The organism is Streptomyces sp. NPDC045026 (assembly GCF_056432625.1).
In genome coordinates, this window is record NZ_JBWKIS010000038.1 from 1 (window position 1) to 22,886 (window position 22,886).

Below are 22,886 nucleotides of genomic sequence, written 5' to 3' on the forward strand. Positions count from 1 at the left end.
TCACCGGGGCGAACACCCGCTTTCCGTGCCCGGCGTCGGGGGCCTGCACCAGCTCCTGGGTGCGCAGCACCTGGTCGTAGACGCTGCCGGCCAGCCGGATCTGATCGGCGTCGAAGCCGGCCCGCGGGGCGATCCCCTCGTCGACCCGCACCATCTGCCGGCCAGCGACGCTGACGAACAGGAACGACACCGCCCGCGCGTCGAACCGGTCGCGTAGATTGCGCGCCACCACAGCGAGAGACGCCCCCGGCGCTGCGTCCTCCGCAGCGGCGAGCACCTCGGCCAGCCCGAACGGGTCACCCGGCATCCTTGCCTCCGCTCATGCGAATGTCCCAGCCTGACCGCGGTCACTGCCCGCATGCGATCTCACACCGGTGTCTCAGCCTGACCGCGGCCACTGCCCGCATGCGATGTCACACCAGTTCCACCTCGGCGGCGGGCAGGCACGCCCAGTCCCTCGCATAAATGACCAGTTGCGAGAGTTCTGCGAGCACCCCGGAGCCGATCGTGAATCCGCAGGTCGTCGTTCGCAGAAGTCCTATCAAAACCGGTGAGTTGTGCGAGGCGGTTGCAGTGCTGGGCAGGTCGCCGTGAGCATCCCCGTGCTCGCTGGTCTCGTCGAGAGCGATGTCGGGCAACGCCTCGAAGTGGTCGGTTCTCGAGCAGGGCGGCGTGCAAATGCTGCGGCCGGCGGTGCCGGGCAACCGGCTACAGCAGCCTCGGGGCGACCGTCTTCCAGAACGCGAGTGGCACGGTCGCCTGGTAGAGGTCACCCATCGCTGCGTTTCTTGGCTGCGATCCCCAGCATCATCAACAAGCTGTTCAGCGGTTCGCTCTCGCCTTCCGCTCGGTCCGGCTGCTCTGGCAACTCCCATACCTTCGCCTCCTCCTGTGCGCGCCACTGCCGGTCCTGACCGACCGCGGCCCGGTGTGCGCGCCATAGGCTCCACCCGGCCGTGCCGAGCACGGCCGTGGCGAGCACGATCAGGAGGACGGGCCACACCCTCGCCCAGTTCCTGGCCACCCATACCGCGGCGAGCACCGCCGCCACGGCGCCCCAGCCCTGTAACTGCCTGCGTGTGCGCTTCCTCAGTCGGCGCCGTCGTCGTGCTGCCATGACTCCCCCGCTCCCCATGCCCGTGATCCGCAGTGTGAAAGTCCTGCTCGGCCCCAGCAAGTGGGCATTGCCTCCGCACCGGGGATGCCGCTGTGCTCATGGGCGGTCGAACGGGATCGGGTACGAGACCGTTGGCTGTAGCGCGGGCTTCGGGGCGTCCCGGCCCGGAGGTCAACGAACAAACGGCACGACCGCTGGACTTCGGACTTCCCGCACGAAATAAGGGGCCCGGAGAAGGGATTACGACCGGCAGGGCGCGGCGGGCGCGCTCACGGCCTGCATCGTGATCGTCATGCGCCGGTTGCACCCGCCCCCGTACCGGGAATGGCGGGCTGTCGGCACCGGTCCTCTGTGGTGGGGCGGTTCGGCCAGCGAGACACTGACGACACCTCAGCCGCGCTCTCGATAAAGCCGGTGTCGGAAAGTGCAGGTTAGGAGAGAACGGGGCAGTATCAGCTCTATTCTCCACGCGTCCTGACGGCGCCGAGGCGACAGCTGAGGAAGAACATGGGCCAGAATGGCACCCGTCTGATGGCCGTGTCGGCCGCTCTTGCCGGAGCGCTCGCGCTCGTGCCGGCCGCTCCGTCCGCGGCCGGCGCCGATCACCGGACCGGGACCGCGCTCTCGTTCGGGACGGTGGCCGCACCGCAAACCCCCTCCCCGACTCCACCTCCGCCCCGCCTCCCCCGCGACTTCCGCGGCAAGGGCAAGTGGGTCGTCCGGGACCTGGACATCACGGTGCCCTTCACCTGGGAAGGGCGGGATGGCAACAGCCAAATGACCGCTGGGGGCCCGCAGTACCCAATCTGGTTCACCAACCTGATCTACCACGACACGCTCTACACGCTCACGTACAAATGGCCGGGCCTGTACGAGCACCCCTGCTCACGCATCCCGGGCTTCAACCTGAAGGCATTGAACCAGGGGTTCGAGAAAGCCCGGTTCGTCGGGCGGGAGACCCTCAGGCGTACCACGCCGCGGTACGTGAACCACTGGCGGGTGGGCGTGGTCCTGCCCGAGCTCCCTCCCGGGAACCACCCGCGCCTGCCGCTCGCTCTGGGCGACATCTATGTCGACGAGAACAACCGGGGCACCTTCTGGCAGGTACTGCAGTTCGGCGTCCAGAACCTCTACGACCCCGAGCTGGACGAATGGCTGGTCATGGACACATTCGAGCACCGCCCCGGAATCGTCACGCTCCCTCAGCGATGCGCACCGCCCCACTGAGCACGGTGGACTGCCTACACATCACGGGGACAGGTGTCCTGTCCCAGGTAAGTGTGGGCACGTCCAGCCTGTGACCTGCAGTGCCCCCAGTTCTGCGAGACCCCGGTTCGCCCGGTGTCTCGCAGAACTGTGGGCAAGTGACGCAGTCTCGGCGCCCTCCTCCCAACCGTTGCTGGGGTCCGGGACGCCGGGAAGGCTGGCGATCGGGCGAGGTCGCGCCGACGGCGGTGGCGGGTCTCACGAGGACGCCCCAGACTCTGACGCCAATGTTGCAGTTGCCCGCGAACCGCGCGGTGACGACGCCGGCGAGAGACCGGTCACGGTGCGACTTCGAGAGCGTCCGCGCGTCACCGCGGCTGCCGAGGTTGGCGGCCTTGCGCCGAGGTCTGGCGGCTGTCGTCTCGCTGGGACTCGTGCCAGCGAAGTCGCTCCCGCCGAAGACGGCGCCGTCGTCGCTCTCTCCCGATCCACCTGCTGCACTCGGTGCCCACACTCAGGAAAGGCAGCAGCGTGAGAAGCACTGCCATCACCAGCTGGGACACGCATGCCACCGGCAGAGCGGCAAGAGAACAGCCGTACCCAATGGAGGCCGAGAAAGCCGCCGCCGCGCTCAGCGCCAGCACGTCCCGGCCCATCCGATCCGGAACAGGCGCTCCCTTGGCAGCCCACTTCTCCATAGCTCCGACGAACCAGACAGCAAGCAGCGCCACCACTTCGAGCCCTGCCAACAGAACGGCCAGGCCGACGTCGAGGATCCACTTCGTCATTCTTCCCATGTTGGGCGAGCGGGCGGACGGCACGCCTGAGTACAGCTACTCAAATACGTTGGTCAGATAGCGAGTTCGGCTGCCACGCTGCCCTGACCGACAAGTTCGGCGAACTCGAGGTGCTGGTTGTCGACGTGCCCGCGTAACGCTGTCATCGGGCTCTAGCCGTCCCGCCTGTCAGGCCTCCAGGACGACGGTAGGGAGAATCGCGCCGGGCTGCCCAGAGAAGGCTGAGCCACCACACCCTTTGCCCAGACTTTCGCGAGGCGTGAGTCACGGTGCCCACAGCACTCCGAGACTGCCCACTCTTCGTTGAGACAGGACGGACAGGACACGGACAGCTCCACTCGCGATCTGCCGTGCTCATGTGACTGAGCGCCGTAGTTGGCGAGTCTGAGCGCCATAGTTGGCGGCCGCGATGGGAGAGACACGCGCCACCGGCGTGCCACATCCGGCGAGGATCGGCCCGAGCAGCGAGCCGATGCCGCTGGCTACTCGAACCGCGAGAAGCAAGCGACACCGCACCTACGCTGCGTCCATGAGACGGCATCTGTGTGTGAACCTGGCCGGGCCGGAGGCTGGGCAGATCGAACGGTGGAGACACGAGTGGGACCCCGTCATGGCCAGCGTCATCCCCGCGCACGTGACCGTCACCTACCCGGAAGAGACCGTCGACGAAGCTCTCCTCCTGCAACGGGCTGAACTCTGCCACCACCAGACACCCGCCTTCCGGCTGCGCCTGGGCGAGGTCTTCACGGAAGACGAGGGCCGCGGTGGGGTGTTCGTCGCGGTTGACGACGTGGACCGGGGGTGGGCAGACCTGCGCCGAGGCTTGTTGTCCCCTCCGATGACACCCATCAGCTTCCCCGCGCATGTCACGATCGCCCATCCACGCACCTGCAGGCGCGGACCACAGTGTTATGCCGAGCTGGCCAGACATTGCGCCAGGGGCACGGTCTGGGCGCGGGAACTTCTGTTCACCCAGACGACCGCAAACTCCTTCACCGTCCTTCGACGCTTCCCCCTGAGCGCGGGCGCGAACGACTGACCAGATCCGAACGCACAAGGGACAAGACGCTACGACCAGCCTCTGACACGCGCTCGTACTTCACGGTCTTCCTCGAAAGCCCGCGGGTGCCAGTCGGCGAGCGCAAGCGCCTTCTCCCCGAGCGTGAACGTGCCCTTCGGGTGGTCGCCGAGATCGATGCCGCGATGTGCGAAGGGAGCGCGTGACGTGCCCCGGCTCAACGCTCAAGACAAGGCCGGCAACGAGTCGGCCGTACGGGCTGCCATGGAGAAGATCCTGAGAGGCGATCTCCCGCCCGGCGCCAAGGCCGACCTGAAGACCCTGGCGTCACTCGCCGGGGTGACGAGAACCGGCTTCTATCCGAAGAAGAACCGCGACGGCACCACGCGGACCGGGGCTTACCAGCATCTTGCCGAGGAGTTCAGCCGCCGCCTCAAGGAACTGCAGGACGCCGGCGAGATCGTCGACCCTCGTGCCGCGCAGATCGAGCGGCTGAAGAAGGGGAACGCCGAGCTGCGTGGACGGATCTCCCACCGTGACGCGGAGGTGGCGCGGTTGACCGAGTTCAAGGTCATGGCGATCTCGCGGCTGGCGGCCCAGCACGAGGAGATCGAGCGGCTGCGGTCACGACGGCTACTGGAAGCCGAAGCACACGCGGTGGCTACCCACCTTGAGCCGGCGGCCCACATCCGCGCGGTCCCTCCTCAGGGCCGGGAGCTGTCAGAGGGGATCCCCACCATGAACCGTGACCAGGACGGAAATCCGTTGTGAGCACGGCAGTTGGCGTCTCTGCTCTCGCTCCATGACATGGAACGAGGCCAGCGGCACCGTCAGCCAGACCTTCGACAGCTGGCGGGCGACCGACGCGCAGAACCGCGCCTGCCTGCGGCTCTCTGCCGAGTGGTCCAACGCGGCCTACGACCGAACCTGGAAAGAGGCCGAAGCGTCGTTCACCGCAGTCTTCGATCCGGACCGGCACCACGGGGACGAGCATGTTGACATGTTCGACCATGCCGTCGATGGACTATGGCCGAGCGACTACCTCTGGCTGATTGAAGCCTCGGTGCTGAAGGCCGGCGTGACGGCGTTCGAGGTCTACCTGGAGCAGGCGCTGCAGGAGGTGCTGAAGGGGTACCGGGTCACGGTCGACGGGCAGAAGTGCGCCCTCCGACTGGTCACACCGAAGAACTTCGAATCTCCGGGCTGGGGAACACTCGTCAAAGCCCACGCGGTGCTCACGAACGAGGTGGACACCGCCGAAGTGATGTGGGCCAGGGAGCTGCGACACCTCCTCACTCACCAGAACGGTGAGCTGCGCACGCAGGGCGCCCTGGAGAAGGTCCGGGATGCGGAGGCCGAGGCTGGCCGGGAGGAGATCGACCGAGCGTACATCGGCGGGAAGGTCCACCTGGGCGCGGAGCGCGTGCTCAGGACTCTCGACGCGCTGGCCTCCGCGGTCCGTGCCGCCGATCCTGCCGTCTGGTCATTCGTGTGGGGTCCGGGGCGCGGAGAGGACTGCATGAGGGCCCTTGCGGAGCGCGAGCAGGGAAAGCTCATTGAGGCCGCCGCCACCTGATGAGAGCGAAGTCGGGCAGCGAGCCCGGCGGGCCCGGGCGTGTTCGTTTCGAGCGGACGGCCCGGTGCGTGACAGGCGAAGTTTGATTGGCCGAACTCCCGGCGATCGCCGACGCAGACCGCACACCGCTACTTCGACGACTTCGTCCTCCGCCGACTCCCTGCCGCGCTCGCCACGGCCCGTCAGGCCACCGTCACGGCGGCCATGGCACTGCTGGCCGAGATGTTCGTCGACGCCGGCGGCATGGTCCGGCTGAGCCGTGAGCAGGCTCGCGGCCGGGTCGGCGGCTTCGAGATCATCGAGTACATCCTGCGCGGTCAGCCCGGGAGGCGTGCCCGGCCCCTGGGGCCACCACTTCGACGACTGCCTCCTGCACGCTCCCCTCACCGACCAGCACCGCAACAAGATTGCCCACCAGGCCGCGCTCATCGAGTCCGCACTCGGGAGCGACCCGGCGGACGTTCCGAGCACGGCCCCTCGCGCGCGCCACCGGCCGCCGCATCCTGCTGATAGCGTCCGGAGGCGCCGCCGACCTGCGCCGGGTCGACCCGGCTCTCCTGCACCCCGCCGACCGCCTGGTCCTCCACGACGTCGACCCCGACGCCCTCCAGTACGCCCTCACACACCTGCCGCCCGCGACCCGCGCCCAGACCGCCGCGGCCCCCTGGCAACGTCCTGCGCACCGCCGCCCATCTGGCCGCCGACCACGGCCCCTTCGATCTGGTCCTGGCCGGAGGCCTCTTCGACTACCTCGAAGAACGCTTCACTCGAGCCCTGATCCGCACCACCCTGTCCCGCCTGTGGCGCCCCGGAGACACGTTCTACTTCTCCAACATCGCGACCCCGAACCCGTACGCCGCCCTGATGACCCACATCGGCCGCTGGGACCTCGTCGAAGGCACCCCCGCCGACATCGAGGCCGACGTCCGAGCCGCCGCGCCGCCGGGAAGGAACCGTCGCCGGACCGGACATCACCGCCGATGCCACCGGCCTGACGCTTTTCGCGACGGTGCGGCGCGCTGACGAGCCGGGGTGATCCCCGCAGCCGGCATCGTGTTCCTCCCTGACGCGGCATCGGTCGTCAGTCGAGGCCTTCGATGATGCGGAAGTCGCGCTCGACGCCGTCAGCAAGTACGGCCAGTGCCTCCTGGTAGGCCGCACTCGCGCGTGCGGCGACCGCCTGTTCGAAGCTGTCGAACTCGATCAGGACGGTGCGCTCGGCGATTCCGGCGTCGTGTGCGACGACCCGGCTGCCGCGGGAGAGCAGCCGCCCGCCCGCGGACTTGACGGCTGGACCGGCCAGCTTGTCGTAGGCAGCAAGCCTCTCAGGGTCTGCGATGGTGCGGTAGACGCTGACCCAGTAGCCCTTGGCCACGGTACCTCCTGTGTTCGGAATTGATGATCAGAAGCATGCTCAGATCCATGGCCGGCGCGCAGTGGGTCAGCGAGCCGACGGAGACGGCGTCGAAGTCGGACGGCTTCGATCAACCGGCCGGGGCTGCGATCGGATTGGTCTCGGGTGAGCGTCGGCGGGCGAGCACGAGCCAGAGCCGGTCGAGTCGATGACTGGCCTCGCCGGAAGGGCCGCGGCCCGGACTGGTACGAAGAGGAGCCGACAAGTAGGTACGAGTCGCACCAGTACGACGTGATCGGCCATCAACCCTGAGCCCCTGCCACAGATGCCGCCAGAACTGGCGGGGCTCTCACAGGAGCAGTTGGACCTGCTGCGGACCGGCACCCTCGCCTTGAGCGCGCAGGCCTCATCGCATGACCGTGCGCACGATCGCCGCCTGGCCGCCGACTCGGATCCGGTGTCCCGTGCGGTCGCGGTGGGCGGTCGCTGTGATGGTGGACGGGCTGCCGAGGTGATCACCCATGTCGACAGCGAGGCGGTGTGTGCCGAACCCGGCAGCATGCGCTGCCAGGCAGGCCGTGCTGTTGGCGTTGGCAATGTCCTCGGGGACGCCGATCGACGGGGCGAACATCCGGGCTGCTGCTCGGCCGTGTCGGTCCGGGGGCGAGTAGGCGTAGCAGCCCAGCAGACCGTAGCGGTCACAGGCTGCGCGCAACAGGGGTAAGTCCGGCGTGAGTTCGGCCAGTGCGGCGCGGGATCGGATGGGCAGCAGAAGCCTCGGCCGCCCGTTCAACGCCACGCAGGCGTCGCCGGCTACCGCGTCCTCTATCAGTCCGAGGCCGCCTACGACTGCCCTCAGTTCGGGTCCACCGGTGCTACGCAGGCTGACCGGGCCCGGGTCGAACGACGCCGTCAGGCCGTCACCGTTTCGGCTTGCCCGACCGTCGAAGCTGCGGTGGGCCGTACGCAGGGCGGCGCGGTAGTCGTGGTCGCCGCCTTCCCGTTCGGCGAGCACGGCGAGGGCGGCGACGGTGCCGTGTCCGCAGGCGCGCAGTTCGCCCTGGGCGGTGAAGAACCGCAGTGTGTACGCGGGCTGACGACGCTCGATTCCGGTCGCGCGGAGGAAGACGGCGTGCGATGTTCCCAACGCCGTGGGAATGCGGCATCGCTCCTCGTCGGTGAACGGCGCATCATCCAGAACGGCGGTCGGGCTGCCACCCGCGCCGTCTCGCTGACACGCGACGACGACCGCTACCTCGGACATGGCACCGGGCCGGTGGTCAGCAGCATGGTCAGGTCCAGTGCGGGCGCGCTGTGCGTCAACGCCCCGACCGAGATGAGGTCGACGCCCGTCCCGGCGATGGCGAGAACTGTGTCCAGGCGGATGGTGCCCGAGGCCTCCAGCAGGATCCGGGAAGCGTCGGCCCGCCCGGCCCGGAGCTTCACGACCTGCTCGATGTCGGCCACCGGCATGTTGTCGAGCATGATCCAGCGGGCTCCGGCGTCGAGGGCCTCGACGGCCTGTGTGACAGTCTGCACCTCGACATCGCTCTCCACGGTCCGCCCGGTGCGCGCCATCCCGCGCCTGACCGCCTCGATCGCGGCGGTCACCCCGCCCGCCGCGGCGATGTGGTTCTCCTTGAGCAGGACCATCGCCTCGAGATCGAGGCGGTGGTTGTGGCCGCCGCCGGCGGTGACCGCGTACTTGTCCAGGGCGCGCAGGCCCGGCGCCGTCTTGCGCGTGTCCAGGATGCGCACCCTGGTCCCTGCCACAGCTTGGACGTAGTGGTCGGTCAGCGTCGCGATGCCGCACATGCGCTGCAGGAAGTTCAGCGCCGTTCGCTCCCCGGTGATCAGGCTGCGCGCCGAACCGGATAGGTGCACCAGGACCTGGCCGTCGGCCAGTCGGGCGCCGTCGGCGACGGCCGGCCCGACCTTGACCTCGGGGTCGACCTGCGCGAAGACCTCGGCGACCACGGGGAGGCCGGCGGCGATGCCGCTTTGCCGGGTGCGGATCTCGGCCGTGGCCACCAGTTCCTCGGGAACGCTCCACCCGGTGGTGATGTCCTTCCCTGACGCGTCCTCGGCCAGGGCGGCAGCGGCGGCGGCCCGTGCTGCCGTCGAGGGAAACTCGGTCGTGGTCATCTGGTCTCCACCTCTGAGTGGATGTTGGCTTGGTGGCGGCAATCGCCGACGAGGCAGCACTGAAGTTCCGCTGGGCCGGTTCACAGGACCTGGTGGATCCTGCACTCGATCTCCCGCGTGCCGGTCACCCGTCCCCCCGCCACGAACAAGTTCCGAGTGAGCCGTCCGTGCGACTCGGCGCCGACGTCGAACTCGGGGCACCATGCGCATGTACCGGTCCTCCCGGCCGGCCTCGCCTCCGTCGACACGGGCTTTCAGGAACGCCTCTCACCCAGGTCGTCGGGGCAGTGCCACAACAGCCTCCTCCGTTTCGATTTCCGAAGCGGTCACTGATGCTAGCGTGTCGGTATTCGAAGCATCAACCCTGGAGAGCTGGACATCCCGACATGGCAACACCCAGGCCTGGCAATCCTGTTCGCGGCTCGACCACCGGCCGCCCCCTCATGGCCGCACTCGATCTTTTCGGGCGGCGGTGGAGTCTGCGCATCCTGTGGGAGCTTCGCGCGGGTCCGCTTGGATTCCGCCCCTTGCAGAAGCGGTGCGACGACATGTCCTCCAGCGTGATGCGGCAGCGCCTGACCGAACTGCAGGATGCCCAGGTGATTCACCAACTACCGGACAGCCGCTACGAGCTCACCCCGCTGGGACAGGAGGCGCGCCACGCTCTGAACCCCCTCGCCCGCTGGGCGGGACGCTGGGCGGCCACTATCGACCCGCAAGGGGCGGACCACACCGACGACCAGTCCGCCAGCCGCGTCTCACATCCGGACACCGTGGACGACGGGACGCCGGAGAGGGACTCCGCGGACTGACGCCCCGCCCCGCCTCGGATCGGCGGCGGGGCGGGACCGCCGGGTCGCGAGGTTGCCGTGGCTAGGCCGAGCGCCGGGGACAGGCGCGAAACCTCCGCCAATCCTCGTGGAAGCAACCGCCAGGTCAACGCCGGAGATCGGGCGCACTCCATGCGCTGCGCACGACTTCGCGAACCGAACGGCCCCGGTGACGTTGTCGCGATCCGTCAGAGCGAGCCACTCCATGCCCCGCTCGACGGCTCTCCGCACCAAGACCTCGGGACGGGATGCGCCGTAGCGCGTGGAATAGCCGGACGCTACGTGGAGATGCATGAGCCGCTCCACGTACGCCTGGATCTGGTGACGGTGTCCCTTCCGGCATGGCCGCGGAGCTCCAGGTCTGAGACCCTCGAACCGACGGTGACCCACGTCCCAAATCGGTTGTGTCCTCCGTCAACCCGCTGCTGCCGGCCGGTCTGTTCCGCAAGCCGGCCTTCACCGCCGGGCTGCTGATCCAGATGCTGCTCCATGCGGGAGTAGCGGGCATTGTCGGCCTGCAGCAGTGGGGGCTCGATCGAGGGGACTCCGTCCACGGTGGCTCCGGCGAACTGCATCATCTTGGCCAGGGCCCGGTTGTTGGGGGCGGGGAAGTTCAACGTGGGAGCCGACACCTCGTCCAGAGCGGCGCGGTGGGTGTAGCCGATTCGGCGCCCGTTAGCGGGTCACTCCCTGGGCGACGTGCCAGGAGTCCTCGAACATGTAGTAACGGCTGATGCGGCCCTCGGGATTGACGACGATGTCGATGGCGAAAGGCGTGTCGATCACCTTGGCCGTCGATCGGACGACGACCCGTGCCCGTCCGATCAGGACCGCGTTCGGGCCGTCGACGATGATCCGCTCGACGTCGAACAGCTCGCGGTCGGTGTGCGCACTGATCGTCGCGAAGAACTCCGGGATGTCCTCGACAGTGCGACGCCCCACCCAGGGGACGATGCCCGGGTCGCCTGGGATCTCCCAAACGGCGTCGTGTGCGAACAGCTCGACCGCTCCTGCGATGTCGCCCGCCCCGATGCGCTCGAGGAGCTCGGCCACCACGTTGCGCGTGTTCTCACTCATGATCTGCCCTTCTTCGCCGAACGGATTCGGCCTGTCGGATGGTGCTTGCACGGCTTTCAGGTCAGGCCGCTGTCTTGATGTTCGGTCCCGCCAGCATCCGGTTGGTCAGCCCGTTGCCATCTCCTCAGCCATGAACTGCCTTTCCAGAGGCGCGACCTTGCGATCTGTTCGGCGGGGGATGCAGGCCACGCCGCCGGGCAACATGGCCCGAGCGGCGCGTACGACGTCGAGAGATTCCCGCAGCAGGGTGATGGAGCCGTCCTTGGCGACGAGGCGGCCGGCGTACAGCTGGCTGAAGGGCCTGCCGTCTGCGGTCACGGTCTCGAACGCGTACTCGGCGAAGACCTGGTCGGGGGTGTCGATCAGGATGTCCGGTGCCTGGAAGGAGAAGGTCGGGACGGCCTCACCGAGGTTCGTCAGGAACGCGCGGATGGCTTCTCGCCCTTCGGTGCGTGCCGGGATGCCGAGGGAGGTGAGGTAGGGCAGTTCGATGGCGCCGTCTTCGGCGAAGAGCGCTGCGGCCTTGTCCGGGTCGGCCACGGAGTCGAGGTACGCGAGCAGGAGTTCGTGGGCGTTCTTCATGCGCCTGTCCTCCCATCAGAGCGATATGGGGTGGGTGGCGAGGGTTGTTCAGATGGGCTGCAGCACGACGACGGGCAGGATCCGGTCGGTCTGCTGCTGGTATTCGGCGTAGGTGGGGAATGCCTCGACCATGAGCGGCCACAGCTGTTCCCGCTCTTCGCCCTCGGTGGTGCGGGCGCGCACGGTGCGTTTGTCCGGGCCGACCTGGATGCGGATCTCGGGGTGGGCGAGGAGGTTGAGGTACCAGTTGGGGTGGGTGTCCATGCCGCCCCGGGAAGCGACGACGACGTAGTCGTCGCCGACCTTGCGGTAGATGACGGCGAACTTCCGCTCCTCGCCGCTCTTGCGGCCGATGGTGGTCAGGACCAGCGTGTACTTCCCGTCGAGCCACTCGTGGCCGGTAGTACCGTCGGTCTCCTCGTACGCGCGGATGTGCTCTTCCTGGAACAGCATGCGAGTCCTTCTCATTTCGCAGGAGGGACGGGTGTTGTCGGCGGTTGTCGCGGGGGAAGCCTCAGACCTGGGCGAGGCCGCCGTCGACGAACAGTTCCGCTCCGGTGGTGAAGGAGCTCTGGTCGGAGGCGAGGAAGACGGCCGTTGCGGCGACTTCCTCGGGACGGCCCATCCGGCCGAGCGGGACCTGGGCGCTGAAGGTGTCCTTCAACTCCTGCCTGGCCTGCGGGTCGTCACCGGCCAGGCCGAAGATTCCGGGGGTCTCGATCGGGCCGGGGCTGATGGCGTTGACGCGGATGCCCCGTCCGGCGAGCTCACCGGCCCAGGAGCGGGCGAGGTTGCGGATGGCTGCCTTGGTGGCGCTGTAGATGCTCATCGCCGGAATGCCCTTCGAGGCATTGGTGGAGGAGAGCACGATGACGGAGGCGCCAGAGGGCAGCAGGGGAAGGGCCTTCTGCACGGTGAAGACGAGGCCCTTGACGTTGATGTCGAAGGCGCTGTCGTAGTGCTCCTCGGTGATCTCCCCCAGCTGGGCGAAAGAGCCACCACCCGCGTTGGCGACCAGGACATCCAGGTGGCCGCTGCGCTCTTCGATCGTTGCGTAGAGGCGGTCGAGATCGCCGAGGTTCGACACGTCGCTGCGCACTCCGATGGCCTGTGGGCCGATCGCTTCCACCGCGGTATCGAGTTCGGTCCTGCGCCGGCCGGTGATGTAGACGGTGGCGCCTTCGGCGGCCAGCCGCTGTGCGATGCCGAAACCGATACCGGTCGTGCCGCCTGTCACGAGGGCCACTTTGTTGTCCAGCTGTGCCATGACGATCCACCTCTCAGAGAGAACAATTCTTGTTACAACAAATGCCGTGACTATCGGCAGGTTCAGGGGGTTTTGGGACCTTGCGACCCTAACGCGCCGCCAGCACATTCCGGAGGACATCGGCGAGCGTGGTGCGGGCCAGCTGGCCGCGCAGCACCGCCTCGACCTCGTCGTACACGTCCTGCATCGCGGGCCTGATACCGAAGCCGACCGGGCATTCCTGGTTGGGTTCGGCGCGATGCATGGCGAACAGGGCGCTGGGCTCCACGGCTTCGTAGACCTCGAGGAGCGTGACGGACTCCAGCTCTCGCGCCAGGGTCCAGCCGGCGCCCGCGCCACGCCGAGAGGTGACGAGGCCCGCCTTGCGCAGCTCTCCCAGCAGGCGCCTGATGACCACCGGGTTGGTGTTCACGCTTCCCGCGATCTGTTCTGACGTAGCGATCTCATCCCCGCCTCGCTGATGGATTTCCATCCACACCAGAGCGTGCGCTGCGATCGTCAGCCTGCTGTTTGCGCTCACCAGGGCGCCACCTCCTCATAGAAGCAACATTAAACGTTACGACTGGGTGGGGCAACCGGAGGGGTCCGCCCTTGCGGGCGCCGGCGGCGGTCGGGTTCAGTCCGCATTGGGCCAGGCGCGCAGCGCGAGGTCGGCCGTGCGCTGCAGTTCCTCGCGGGCGACCCCGCCGGCCGCGTGGACTGCGATGCCGTTGCTCACGGCCATCACGAAGCGCGCGAGATCGGCGGCGTCGGCGTCAGCGGGAAGATCGCCCTCCGCGACGGCGTGCTCGAACCGCTCCTGCAAGGCGGCGACCACACCCGCCCGTCGGTCGGCGAGTTCCTTCCAGGTCTTCATGCGGGCGAGTGTGTGCTCGACGCGGGCCCGGACCTGCTTGTGGGACTTGTTGTGTGCTTGCTTCCAGTCGGGCAGTTCCTCGCCCTTGCGGCGGCGGTGAGGCATCACGACGCCGGTGCCCGGGTAGCCGCTGTCGGCGATCGTCATGGTGTTGCCGACGGCGGCCTTGGTCCCGGACTCCTCCCAGGCTTTGCAGTCATTGCGGTTGCCGGGGAAGCGGTCGGCCGACCACGACGACGAGCCGGGTGTCGGCGTCGATGACGACCTGGTCGTTCGTGGAGTAGCGGTAGTTCTTCGACGGCTCGGCGACGGTGTGGTCGCGAGTGGGCACCAGGGTGCCGTCCACGATGAGCACGGCGTCCTTGGCGAACCGCTTGCGGGGCTGAAGCGCGAGCATGGGACCGAGATGGTCGATCACACGGTCCGCCGCGGACTTCGGCACCCCGAACAACGGCGCGAGCTGGCGCATAGTCAAGTTAGTGCGCCAGTACGCCGCCTCTACCGACGGCCTCTGCTACACCTTGCTGTCACACCGTGCGCGGGCGAGCCAGTCGCGTCACGCACCGGGGCGCAGGAACTGCCGGGCTCCACGCAGCACAGTGCGCAACTGCCGCTGGGTCGCCTGACTCTGGAGGCGTACATCGAGGGCCCCTGGAACGGTGCTGTTGGCCCGCAGGCCCGTGGGCAGACGAGAGGCGTCGAGACCGTCGCGTCTGGCGATCAGGGTGCCGAGCTCGTGACTTCCCTGATGCTTGAGCGTGTTCAAGCATCAGTGGAGGTAGCAGTTGAGTACGTGGCAAGTGGTGCGGGTACCGGATCCGGGCCGGTGGGGGACGCTCCCCACGGAGGGGGTTCTGGGGGTGCGGGATCTGCCCGAGGCGGTTACCCGGATCGGTCTCAAACCGGGTGATCCGGTGTTCGTTCGGCCGGATGGAGTGGTCGATGCGGACCTTCTGAATTTCGTCCTCTCGGAAGCCTTCAGGTCTATGGAACGTGAGTCGAAGCGGAACTACTCGACGGATATGCGTCTACTGCTCGAATTTCTGTCCTCGCGGCGGGTCGAGTGGCGGAGAGCGACGCAACAGGACCTGGACGACTTCCGGCACTGGCGGTGTGAAGCACCGGAGAACCCGGACAGCATCAGCGGGACCAAATGGGACCGGGAGGCGGCGGCGTTCACGAAGTTGTTCCGGTGGGGCGGTGTACGCCCGCTGCCGGTGGACGTGTCGCGGCGGGAGGACCGGGCGGCGGACTCGGTCAGTTCGCGGGTGTCGTGGCTGACGCCGCGAACCTGGGGCCTGTGGTCCGACGTCGGTCTGCGCGGCCACACCCGTGCTGGTTTGCCGGCGCCGGGGTGGGATTCCCGGACGGAGATGCGGAATGCGAGCTTTGTTCAGCTGCTGCTGTCCTCGGCCCTGCGGCGGCAGGAGGGCGGGTCGTTGCTGACGTTCGAGCTGCCGACCCAACGTCTTCGGCGCGGGCGATATTGCCACGGCCGAATAGCCGGTGCCGTGACGCGGTCGAAGAGCAGCCGCGTGTTCTACGCCACGGTGGACGCAGTCGGGCAGGTCGAGGTCTACATCCAGTCCGAGCGGGCTTGGGCAATCCAGCGAGCACAGGCAGCGGGCCGCTACGAGCGGCTGCCGGTGATGCGGCTTATCACCCGAGTGACGAATGGGCGGAACCCGACGGTGCAGTGGGTGGACCGGAACGGCGTCGCCGGTGCTCGGGAGCTGAGCCGTCTGGGCTGGATGGACCGGCAGTCACTGTTTCTGGAGGGGGCAGAGGGGCCGGAGCCTGCCTATCTATGGCTGACGGAGCAGGGTCTGCCGATGGCACCTGATCGATGGAACGGGGTGTTCAGGACCGCGAACCTGCGCTGCGAGGAAACGTTGCTCACCGAGGAGGAGCGGAAGATCACCCGGGACTTCCGGCTTGCGGAGGTGCTGGGGAAGTCTCCGTACGCGACGCCGCATTCTGCTCGGCACTCGGCGGCGCTCTATTTGCTGATCGTGCTGAATCAGCTGATGGAGACGCGTTACGGGCTGGCGAAGGCGGAGAGGCGGGACTTCGCCCTGTTGTTCGGTGACCCGTGGTGGCTGGTGAAGACGATCCTCGGGCACACGGACGTGGAGACGACGAAACGGCACTACCTCGCGGCGGTCGCCCACTTGCAGCTGGAGTCGATCCTGGCGATGGCTGACGCTGACGAGGACGAGAGTGAGCAGGCGGAGGACCTGGACGGTGTCTTCGCTCGCCTGGCCCGGGAAACCGCCGGCATTCAGGACATTGATGCCCTCCTCAAGGTGGCCTCGTGACTGGGCGGGGACGCAAGGCTGTCCTCCCGCCGGCCGACCACCACACCAGGCCACCTCTTGCTCCGGACGGACTCGTGGTCACCGTGGTCAGCAAGGCTGGCTTCAAGGAGTACGACTTCGCCGAACTGCCGGTGGCCGAGCCGATGCAGCGCTCGCTGGCCGCAGTTTTCGCGGTCCGATCTCGTGGGTGGACCAGTCATCTGACAGCTGGGACCAATTGGCGACACATCGACCAGTTCGCAGAATTCGTCTCGGGCCTGGACAGCCCGCCGGACGATCTGGACGGTCTCACCGTCGTAGCGCTTCAGAGCTGGCGGAACCAGAACATCGGCACCAACAGCGGCCGGAGCGTGCTGGGCACAATCCGTGGACTGTTGCGGCGGGACCCCCGGCTCTCTACTGGGCCGTTGGCCGAAGAAGTGGCCCGCCGGGTTCCTGGGCCGACGCCGAGTAAGCAGTCCTACGAGGAGGACGAACGGAACCGGGTGGTGCTGGCCGCTCAGCGCGAATTCCGCTCGGCCTGGCTTCGGATCGGCGAGAACACACGCCTGCTGAACAGGTGGCGGGCCGGCGACGTCACCGAAGGCAGCCGCGAATGGAAAATCGGCGCCATCCTCGACCATATCGCCCGCACCGGTGATGCCCCTCGCACTCTTCGCCCATCCGGGCAGAGAGCGGTGACCAACCACGAACTGTTGGGCGGCAACAGGTCGGAGAAAACCTGGGGCAGGCTCTTCTTGACCCGCGGGGAGCTCACCGCGCTGGCCGTGCTCCTGACTGACCGGTTCGGGTGGAACCTGTCTCTCTACAGCCGTATGCCCGTGCCGACCACCACACCATCGGTCGGCGAGACGACCTCGGCCACCTACCAGGTCCAGCTCGAAAAGCGCAGAGCTGGCAGGGGGCACTGGTTCTCGACCGAGAACATCACAGACTCCGGAGCCGACTCCCCAGGGCGCCTGATCACCCAGGCACTGGAGGCCACGGCGCACGGACGCGCGCTGGCGAACCGTCTGGCACCCGAGATAGATCTGTTGATGGTCGCTCGTGCTCACCAACCCGGACAGGGACATCTGGGTCTGGATCGTCCATCGGCGGTGGAGCCCCTGTCGTTCGGCATCTCCTACGCCATGGCCAAGTCGTGGGCCCGCAGCCACGGGTTGCACGGATCACCGTTCCAGCGAACCCGCCGGACGACGGTGACCCGCGAGGGACGCCCCCTCCAGCACACCCAGGGCACTCACGAGAGCGTCTACGTGCTGCCCGACAAGCAGGTTCAGCACGCGTCCCGGGACGACTTCGCGACTGGTGCCAACGAGGCTCTGGAACAGGCGATGGCCGCCGTGTTCGGCGGGAAGATCACGGACGAGGCGGACCCGGATCACCACCCGACCGCGACAGTGGACTGCGAGGACGAGACCACCACGCCCTGGCCGGCTCCGGGCGGCGGCTGCGGAGCGGATTTCCTGCTCTGCATGGCCTGTCCCAATGCCCACGTCCACCCGGGCCACCACCCCCGGCTCGCTCTGCTGCACCAGCAGATTTTGAGCCTGCGCTCCGCCCTGGACGATGACACGTTCCACAGCCGCTGGAACGACCATCTGCTGCGACTGGAGAACCTGCGGGACAAGGTCGGCCCGGCTGCCTGGAAGGCAGCCCTGACCCGCGTCAGCGACACCGACTGCACCGTCGTCCAGCTCTTGCTGAAGGAAGACCTCGCCCCGTGACCAGCCTTGCCATCGAGAACGACCCGTACATTCTGGCTCCGCCGAATCCGAACAGCCCCGTGGTGCTACCCCTATGGATCAGCCCCGGCAACACGCACCCGAACGCGCAGTACCGTGATCCCGTCTGGCCGCTGGCCCCGCTCATCGACAGCCCCAGCACCGTGCTGTCCACCATCCACTGGCAGGGCTGTCCCGACTCGTTGCTCGCCCAGGTCAAACAGACGCCCTGGACGATGATCAACGGCCGGCTTCGTCCCACCTACCTTCTGACGCGAGGAAGCCATTCCCGGGCCAGGACGTCCGCTGCGGACATCAGGGACACTTGCAACGAGTGGATGCGGCTGGCGCGATGGCTACACGCGCGCCGCCTCAGCAGTCTTACCGACTGCACCGACGACATGTGGCGGGTCTATATCACCCAGCGCTGGGGCGACGGCGTCTCCCGCGACCACGCCGCGAAGGTCTGCACCAAGCTGACAGATCTGTGGGCGTTCGACCAGCTCAGTGCCCGGCCTGCGGGCGTCACCCAGCCGCCATGGGACATCGAGGGCATCGACGACTTCCTTCCCGCCGCCGCCACCAGCCCGGCACGAGGAGAGAACAGTACGGAACCTCTGGATCCGGCAGTCCTGGGGCCGCTGTTGGTCTGGGCCATCCGGTTCGTCGATGACTTCGCCGACGACATCTTGGCAGCATGGGCCGAGAGGAGCCGTCTGGTCGCGGCGGCTGAGGCCAACCCGGCCATCCCCGATGGGCAGGCTGTCCTTGCGGAGTTCTTGCTGCCGCATGTCCGGTCGGGCCGCGGGCTGCCCTCGGTCCGGATGCACGGCCGCCGGGGGCTGGCTCGCTCCTACATCTCCGCCGTCACCGGCGCGAGCGTGAAACAGATCGACTACTTCGTCGCGCGCAACAAGCTCTCCGGCCTGGCGAACGAGCACCCGGGCCCATGCCCGCTGGAGGTGCCGGTCAGCGGGATCAACGGGAAACCCTGGCGCGAAAGCATGGACTTCGATGAGGCTGCCACCCTGATGCGTCACCTGGGCACCGCCGCGGTGGTCATATGTCTTTACCTCACAGGCATGCGTCCGCAAGAAGTTCAAGGGCTACGGACAGGCTGCTGCCCCGATCCGGAGCCCGGCACACAAGGCGCTGTCAGTCGGCATTTGATCCGCAGTCAGCACTACAAGAACGTCGTCGACGACGACGGCAACCACATATCCGCCGGCGAAGCTCGCGAGGTCCCCTGGGTCGCCATCACCCCAGTCGTTCACGCCATCCGCGTCCTGGAGCGCATGGTCCCCGACGGCGAGCTCCTCTTGAGCGCTTCTCACCACGACTTCGCCTTCCAACGGGGCCGGCACGGGGCGTTGAAAGGCGGCGGGCTGAACAAGCGCATCGAGGACTTCGTGGCCTGGGTCAACCACGAGGCACAGGCCCAGGGCCTGCCCGGCCAGGTCATCCCCGAGGACCCTCATGGCGCGATCGGAATGTCTCGGTTCAGACGTAGTTTGGCCTGGCACATTGCCCGGCGCCCCGGCGGCTTGGTCGCACTGGCCATTCAGTACGGGCACATGCGCACCGTCCTGGACGCCAGAGTTTCCAGCGGATACGGCTCTCGCAGCCGGAGCGGAATGCACTCCGTCCTCGATGTCGAGACCGCCTTGGCCGCTGCTGACACCGCCGCCCGCCTCCGCGACCGCATCGCTGCCGGCGAGAAGGTCTCCGGGCCAGCCGCCCGCCGGGCTCTAACCGCCGCAGCCACGACCCCACGGTTCGAGGGCCGCATCGTCCCCAAGACGTTCGCGAAGAAGGCAGCCGCATTCCTCGCCCGGGACGGCGTTGTCCTCTTTGCAACCCCGACGCCATGCTGATCTGCGCATTCAAGCGGGAGACCGCGCTCTGCGACCCCGAGCCAGGAGCAACAGCCCCACGGCAGTACGCCTGCCAGTCCGGTTGCGGCAACACAGTTCGAACCGACTCCCATGCCCGGCAGCTGCGGGAACGGGCCGATGAGATCGACCAACTCGCGGCATACTCGCCCGGCCCGCTCGGCAAACGATTGCGGCACAACGCTGACAAGCTCCGCACCATCGCCGACACCCACGACGCCACCGCCCGACCTGCCGAGGCTGCCGCGTGAACCAGCAGAACGAACGCACCCGCATCCGCGAGGCCATGGACCGGCTCCTGAACGGGCAGCCCACCGCCTCCAACGGGAGTCTCACCATCGTCGCGCTCGCCGTCGAGGCTGACGTCCACCGCATGGCTCTCATGAAACGGCATGCCGATCTCAAGAACGAGTTCTACGAGCGCGTCCGCACCGAGACAAAGCAGCTGCCGGAAAGCGAAAAACGACTCCGCGAAACCGTCTCCAAACTGAAGAAGACTCTGGCCAATAAGGAAGCGGAGCTCCAGGAGCTTCGTCAGCAGGTGACGCTGCTGACCCTCGCCAGCGCAGTTCTCACCCGAAAGAAGGGACCCGAGAGCGAGCCTTCTCCCGTCGCGGACAACGTCTTCCCTTTCCGACCGCCGAACCGCTGAGCACTCCACCTACAGAGCCGCCCCGGCCACCTTCACACCGGGGCGGCTCCTCTGCGTTGAGACTGAGCAGCCGATCTGGCGGACTGAGCACCTGACCTGGCGGAGCTGGGCAGGCAGATTTTGCCGGTCAGGGCGTTACCGCTGTTGTCGCCGACGACCATGGCGATGTGGGACATGAGGGTGGTGTCTGTGGCGCCATGCCAGTGCGCAACCGCGTTGACAGCGAAGCCGGTCGTTTCTACGGGATGGTGAGCAGGATGCGGCCGTGGCCGCCGCCGGTGTCGACGTGGTCGTGGGCCTTGGTGATGTCGTCCAGCGGGTAGCGGTCGCAGACGTCGACGGTGAGGGCGCCGACGGCGGCGGCGGAGGTGAGGTCGCGGGCGGCCTGGCGCTTGGCCTCGGCGGGGAAGTCGTCGCTGCCGAGCAGCCGCAGGGTGACGTTGTTGAACAGCAGCGGCCAGAAAGGGACTTCGGTGCGGTCCGCGCGGGTGGCATAGGCGGCGATGACGGCATTGTTGGCGGCGACGGCGTTGTCGAGGTCGGCGTTGTCGGACAGCGCGACCTCGATGATCCGGTCGACGCCCCGCGGCGCGTACGAGCGGATGGCCGCGGCGGGGTCGCCGGTGTCCAGGGCGACGGCGTGGGCGACGGCCGGGTCGACGTGGTCGAGGTCCGTGGTTCGGCGGACGGTAGCGATCACGGTGGCGCCGGCCCAGTGGGCGAGCTGGGCGGCCAGGGAGCCGACGCCGCCCAGAACTCCGTGGACCAGGACCAGTCGGCCGTCGACCGGGCCGTCGGCGAAGACGGTGCGGTGGGCGGTGATACCGGGGATGCCGAGGCTCGCGCCCAGTTCGTCGCTGAGGTGGTCGGGTAGCGGGACGGCCAGATCCGCAGGGACGACGGTGTACTGGGCGGCGGTGCCGAAGGGGCGGTAGGACTGGGCCCCGTACACCCAGACTCGTTGCCCGACGCGGCGGGCGTCGACTCCGGCGCCCACGGTGTCGATGACTCCGGCGCTGTCGCTGTGCGGGATCACCCGCGGGAAGGGCATGGACGAGCCGAGCCAGCCGCGCCGCTTCTTGGTGTCGCCGGGGTTGACGCCCGAGACGGTGATGCGGACGCGGACCTCGCCGGGGCCGGGGACGGAATCAGGGAGTTCACCGACGTGCAGGACATCGGCGGCGGGTCCCTGTTCGTCGTACCCAGGATGCAAGCATGGGGGTACCTCCGTGGACAGTCAGCTCGCGGGAGCGGCGGGCGCATGCGGATCGCTGTCGGTGCATCCGGTGTCGAATGCGGGCGGTTCCTCCCCGAGGGTCTCGCGCAGCCAGGTCCGTTCGGCGCGACTGGTGGCGCGGGCGGTGAGCAGCATGCCCCGCCGGTAGGGGTCGGCGACCTCCTCGGCACGCAGGGGCCGCTCGTTGTCGTAGAAGAAGCTCGCCGGTTCTTCCAGGAACTCCAGCCGTCTGCGCAGCACCGCGTGCCGTTCGGCCATGTCGGGCAGGTGGGAGAGGAATGCCAGGACGACGTAGAACCGGGTGAAGTCGGTGATCTCGTGGTCGGCGGGCTTGCGCAGGCACTGAAGCATTTCGGCCCGCCCGGCCGCAGTCAGGCTGAGCACGTACCGGGCCGCCCCCGCGGCCGGGTCGGCACGCCGCTCGATCAAGCCCGCCTTGGTCAGACGATTGATCGCCGGATACAGGCTGCCGTCACTGACCGGCCGCGTATAGCCGGTCAGCTGTGAGACGCGGCGACGCAGCTCGTGTCCAGGCAGGGGTCCCTCGGCGAGGAAGCCGAGTATCGCGAGTTCCAGCATGAGTCCATCTTCGCACGCGAACATCGAATCGATGTGAACATCGATTCGATGTTACGCTCGCAGCTACCCGCCCAAACGTCTCTGGAGAGGCCCAGCACGATGCCATCGCAGTCCACCGAGTCAGTGATGAACCGTTTCGTCGAGTTCATCAACACGGGCAACGAGGATCTCGCCCGCGAGGTCATTTCTCCGGACGCGGTGTTCCACGCGCCCAGCCACCCGGAACCACTGCGAGGGCCCGATGGGTACATGGAAGTCCTCGGGATGATGCGCAGCGCCTTCCCGGACGTCCAGTGGACGCTGGAGGAGACGGTCACCGAAGGTGAAACGGTCGCCGCGCGGTTCACCATGCGGGGAACCCACGACGGTGAATTCTTCGGGATCCCGGCGAGCGGCAACAAGATCTCGGTGCAGGCCATGAACTTCTACTATCTGGCCGACGGCCGGATCGACGGCGAACGGGGGCAGCCCGACCTCCTTGGGGTGATGCAGCAGATCGGTGCCGTACCGGGGCCGTGAGCCCAGTCGCGCTGGGTACCTTTTCGCGCGCTCCGGCACAGCGGAGCCATCTCTCACTGGCGTGGCTTCACGTGAAGACCGCGCAGTGGAGAGACGGGGCCGCCGCCCTGCCCGGCATCTGAGCTGATCAGACCCGCCAG

At 67.8% G+C, this 22,886-nt stretch carries 23 protein-coding genes and 5 pseudogenes; 11 read left to right on the forward strand and 17 right to left on the reverse strand.

Annotated features, from left to right (window positions below):
* The 3 genes and pseudogenes from AC07EJ_RS41775 to AC07EJ_RS41785 form a co-directional block, all read right to left on the reverse strand.
* A pseudogene (locus AC07EJ_RS41775) lies at nucleotides 1–307 on the reverse strand (serine/threonine-protein phosphatase); the annotation flags it as partial.
* Between the two features lie 106 nt (nucleotides 308–413).
* Complete coding sequence (locus AC07EJ_RS41780) at nucleotides 414–704, reverse strand: hypothetical protein (protein WP_389491500.1); 291 nt, start codon at nucleotides 702–704, stop codon at nucleotides 414–416.
* Nucleotides 705–769: 65 nt separating this feature from the next.
* Entirely contained in the window at nucleotides 770–1,117 is a 348-nt protein-coding gene (locus AC07EJ_RS41785; RefSeq protein ID WP_389491503.1) for a hypothetical protein, read from the reverse strand.
* 507 nt (nucleotides 1,118–1,624) lie between these two features.
* On the opposite strand from AC07EJ_RS41785, the gene AC07EJ_RS41790 reads away from it, so the two are divergent.
* A complete protein-coding gene (locus tag AC07EJ_RS41790; protein ID WP_389491505.1) occupies nucleotides 1,625–2,344 on the forward strand; it encodes a hypothetical protein in 720 nt (239 codons plus the stop codon).
* Between the two features lie 347 nt (nucleotides 2,345–2,691).
* Here the strand turns inward: AC07EJ_RS41790 and AC07EJ_RS41795 are convergent, their stop codons facing one another.
* Nucleotides 2,692–3,111, reverse strand: a complete 420-nt coding sequence (locus AC07EJ_RS41795) for a DUF6234 family protein (protein WP_393588722.1) — start codon at nucleotides 3,109–3,111, stop codon at nucleotides 2,692–2,694.
* 538 nt (nucleotides 3,112–3,649) lie between these two features.
* Between AC07EJ_RS41795 and AC07EJ_RS41800 the strand changes: the two genes are divergently transcribed.
* From AC07EJ_RS41800 to AC07EJ_RS41810, 3 genes are all read left to right on the forward strand, one after another.
* Entirely contained in the window at nucleotides 3,650–4,159 is a 510-nt protein-coding gene (locus tag AC07EJ_RS41800) for a 2'-5' RNA ligase family protein (RefSeq protein ID WP_478886194.1), read from the forward strand.
* Between the two features lie 243 nt (nucleotides 4,160–4,402).
* Nucleotides 4,403–4,909, forward strand: coding sequence for a hypothetical protein (locus tag AC07EJ_RS41805; protein WP_389491513.1), 507 nt, complete (start codon nucleotides 4,403–4,405; stop codon nucleotides 4,907–4,909).
* Between the two features lie 31 nt (nucleotides 4,910–4,940).
* Nucleotides 4,941–5,714 (forward strand): hypothetical protein, encoded by a 774-nt coding sequence (locus AC07EJ_RS41810; protein WP_393588717.1) that lies wholly within the window; start codon nucleotides 4,941–4,943, stop codon nucleotides 5,712–5,714.
* A gap of 1,081 nt (nucleotides 5,715–6,795) precedes the next feature.
* Here the strand turns inward: AC07EJ_RS41810 and AC07EJ_RS41815 are convergent.
* From AC07EJ_RS41815 to nadC, 3 genes are all read right to left on the reverse strand, one after another.
* Entirely contained in the window at nucleotides 6,796–7,089 is a 294-nt protein-coding gene (locus tag AC07EJ_RS41815) for a DUF1330 domain-containing protein (RefSeq protein ID WP_393588715.1), read from the reverse strand.
* 385 nt (nucleotides 7,090–7,474) lie between these two features.
* Complete coding sequence (locus AC07EJ_RS41820; protein WP_478886195.1) at nucleotides 7,475–8,332, reverse strand: PhzF family phenazine biosynthesis protein; 858 nt, start codon at nucleotides 8,330–8,332, stop codon at nucleotides 7,475–7,477.
* Entirely contained in the window at nucleotides 8,320–9,213 is an 894-nt protein-coding gene (nadC, locus tag AC07EJ_RS41825) for a carboxylating nicotinate-nucleotide diphosphorylase (protein ID WP_389491520.1), read from the reverse strand. The genes AC07EJ_RS41820 and nadC overlap by 13 nt, the downstream gene beginning before the upstream one ends.
* Before the next feature lie 443 nt (nucleotides 9,214–9,656).
* Between nadC and AC07EJ_RS41830 the strand changes: the two genes are divergently transcribed.
* Entirely contained in the window at nucleotides 9,657–10,025 is a 369-nt protein-coding gene (locus AC07EJ_RS41830; RefSeq protein WP_393588746.1) for a winged helix-turn-helix transcriptional regulator, read from the forward strand.
* On the opposite strand, the pseudogene AC07EJ_RS41835 reads toward AC07EJ_RS41830, so the two are convergent.
* The 8 genes and pseudogenes from AC07EJ_RS41835 to AC07EJ_RS41870 all read right to left on the reverse strand — a co-directional run.
* Nucleotides 10,002–10,337: pseudogene (locus AC07EJ_RS41835) on the reverse strand (PHP domain-containing protein); the annotation flags it as partial. The gene AC07EJ_RS41830 and the pseudogene AC07EJ_RS41835 sit on opposite strands and share 24 nt — an antisense overlap.
* A gap of 381 nt (nucleotides 10,338–10,718) precedes the next feature.
* Nucleotides 10,719–11,120 carry a nuclear transport factor 2 family protein gene (locus AC07EJ_RS41840; RefSeq protein WP_389491523.1) on the reverse strand — a complete coding sequence of 134 codons (402 nt, stop codon included), beginning with the start codon at nucleotides 11,118–11,120 and terminating at the stop codon, nucleotides 10,719–10,721.
* 105 nt (nucleotides 11,121–11,225) lie between these two features.
* Nucleotides 11,226–11,702 (reverse strand): nuclear transport factor 2 family protein, encoded by a 477-nt coding sequence (locus tag AC07EJ_RS41845; protein WP_389491525.1) that lies wholly within the window; start codon nucleotides 11,700–11,702, stop codon nucleotides 11,226–11,228.
* Nucleotides 11,703–11,750: 48 nt separating this feature from the next.
* Complete coding sequence (locus AC07EJ_RS41850) at nucleotides 11,751–12,155, reverse strand: nitroreductase family deazaflavin-dependent oxidoreductase (RefSeq protein WP_389491527.1); 405 nt, start codon at nucleotides 12,153–12,155, stop codon at nucleotides 11,751–11,753.
* Nucleotides 12,156–12,216: 61 nt separating this feature from the next.
* Nucleotides 12,217–12,969 carry an SDR family NAD(P)-dependent oxidoreductase gene (locus AC07EJ_RS41855; protein WP_389491528.1) on the reverse strand — a complete coding sequence of 251 codons (753 nt, stop codon included), beginning with the start codon at nucleotides 12,967–12,969 and terminating at the stop codon, nucleotides 12,217–12,219.
* 88 nt (nucleotides 12,970–13,057) lie between these two features.
* Nucleotides 13,058–13,489 (reverse strand): Rrf2 family transcriptional regulator, encoded by a 432-nt coding sequence (locus AC07EJ_RS41860; protein WP_389491529.1) that lies wholly within the window; start codon nucleotides 13,487–13,489, stop codon nucleotides 13,058–13,060.
* Between the two features lie 303 nt (nucleotides 13,490–13,792).
* Nucleotides 13,793–14,336, reverse strand: a pseudogene (locus tag AC07EJ_RS41865) (transposase); the annotation flags it as partial.
* A gap of 45 nt (nucleotides 14,337–14,381) precedes the next feature.
* Nucleotides 14,382–14,564: pseudogene (locus AC07EJ_RS41870) on the reverse strand (dTDP-4-dehydrorhamnose reductase); the annotation flags it as partial.
* 46 nt (nucleotides 14,565–14,610) lie between these two features.
* On the opposite strand from AC07EJ_RS41870, the gene AC07EJ_RS41875 reads away from it, so the two are divergent.
* The 5 genes from AC07EJ_RS41875 to AC07EJ_RS41895 all read left to right on the forward strand — a co-directional run bounded on the left by AC07EJ_RS41875 (nucleotide 14,611) and on the right by AC07EJ_RS41895 (nucleotide 20,411).
* Nucleotides 14,611–16,143, forward strand: coding sequence for an integrase (locus AC07EJ_RS41875; protein WP_478886196.1), 1,533 nt, complete (start codon nucleotides 14,611–14,613; stop codon nucleotides 16,141–16,143).
* 74 nt (nucleotides 16,144–16,217) lie between these two features.
* Nucleotides 16,218–17,870, forward strand: a complete 1,653-nt coding sequence (locus AC07EJ_RS41880) for a hypothetical protein (protein ID WP_478886197.1) — start codon at nucleotides 16,218–16,220, stop codon at nucleotides 17,868–17,870.
* The gene (locus AC07EJ_RS41885; protein WP_478886198.1) at nucleotides 17,867–19,741 is read left to right on the forward strand and encodes an integrase; all 1,875 of its coding nucleotides are present in this window, start codon (nucleotides 17,867–17,869) and stop codon (nucleotides 19,739–19,741) included. Before AC07EJ_RS41880 ends, AC07EJ_RS41885 begins: the two co-directional genes overlap by 4 nt.
* Nucleotides 19,735–20,010, forward strand: a complete 276-nt coding sequence (locus AC07EJ_RS41890) for a hypothetical protein (RefSeq protein ID WP_478886199.1) — start codon at nucleotides 19,735–19,737, stop codon at nucleotides 20,008–20,010. Before AC07EJ_RS41885 ends, AC07EJ_RS41890 begins: the two co-directional genes overlap by 7 nt.
* 35 nt (nucleotides 20,011–20,045) lie before the next feature.
* Nucleotides 20,046–20,411, forward strand: a complete 366-nt coding sequence (locus tag AC07EJ_RS41895) for a hypothetical protein (RefSeq protein ID WP_478886221.1) — start codon at nucleotides 20,046–20,048, stop codon at nucleotides 20,409–20,411.
* A 238-nt stretch (nucleotides 20,412–20,649) separates the two neighbouring features.
* Here the strand turns inward: AC07EJ_RS41895 and AC07EJ_RS41900 are convergent.
* Nucleotides 20,650–21,628 (reverse strand): annotated as a pseudogene (locus AC07EJ_RS41900) (NADPH:quinone reductase).
* A gap of 20 nt (nucleotides 21,629–21,648) precedes the next feature.
* A complete protein-coding gene (locus AC07EJ_RS41905) occupies nucleotides 21,649–22,227 on the reverse strand; it encodes a PadR family transcriptional regulator (protein WP_389491625.1) in 579 nt (192 codons plus the stop codon).
* Nucleotides 22,228–22,260: 33 nt separating this feature from the next.
* Here AC07EJ_RS41905 and AC07EJ_RS41910 point away from each other — a divergent pair, with 33 nt between their 5' ends.
* On the forward strand, nucleotides 22,261–22,746 hold the full coding sequence (locus AC07EJ_RS41910) for an ester cyclase (RefSeq protein WP_478886200.1): 486 nt from the start codon (nucleotides 22,261–22,263) through the stop codon (nucleotides 22,744–22,746).
* Nucleotides 22,747–22,886: the final 140 nt, after the last annotated feature.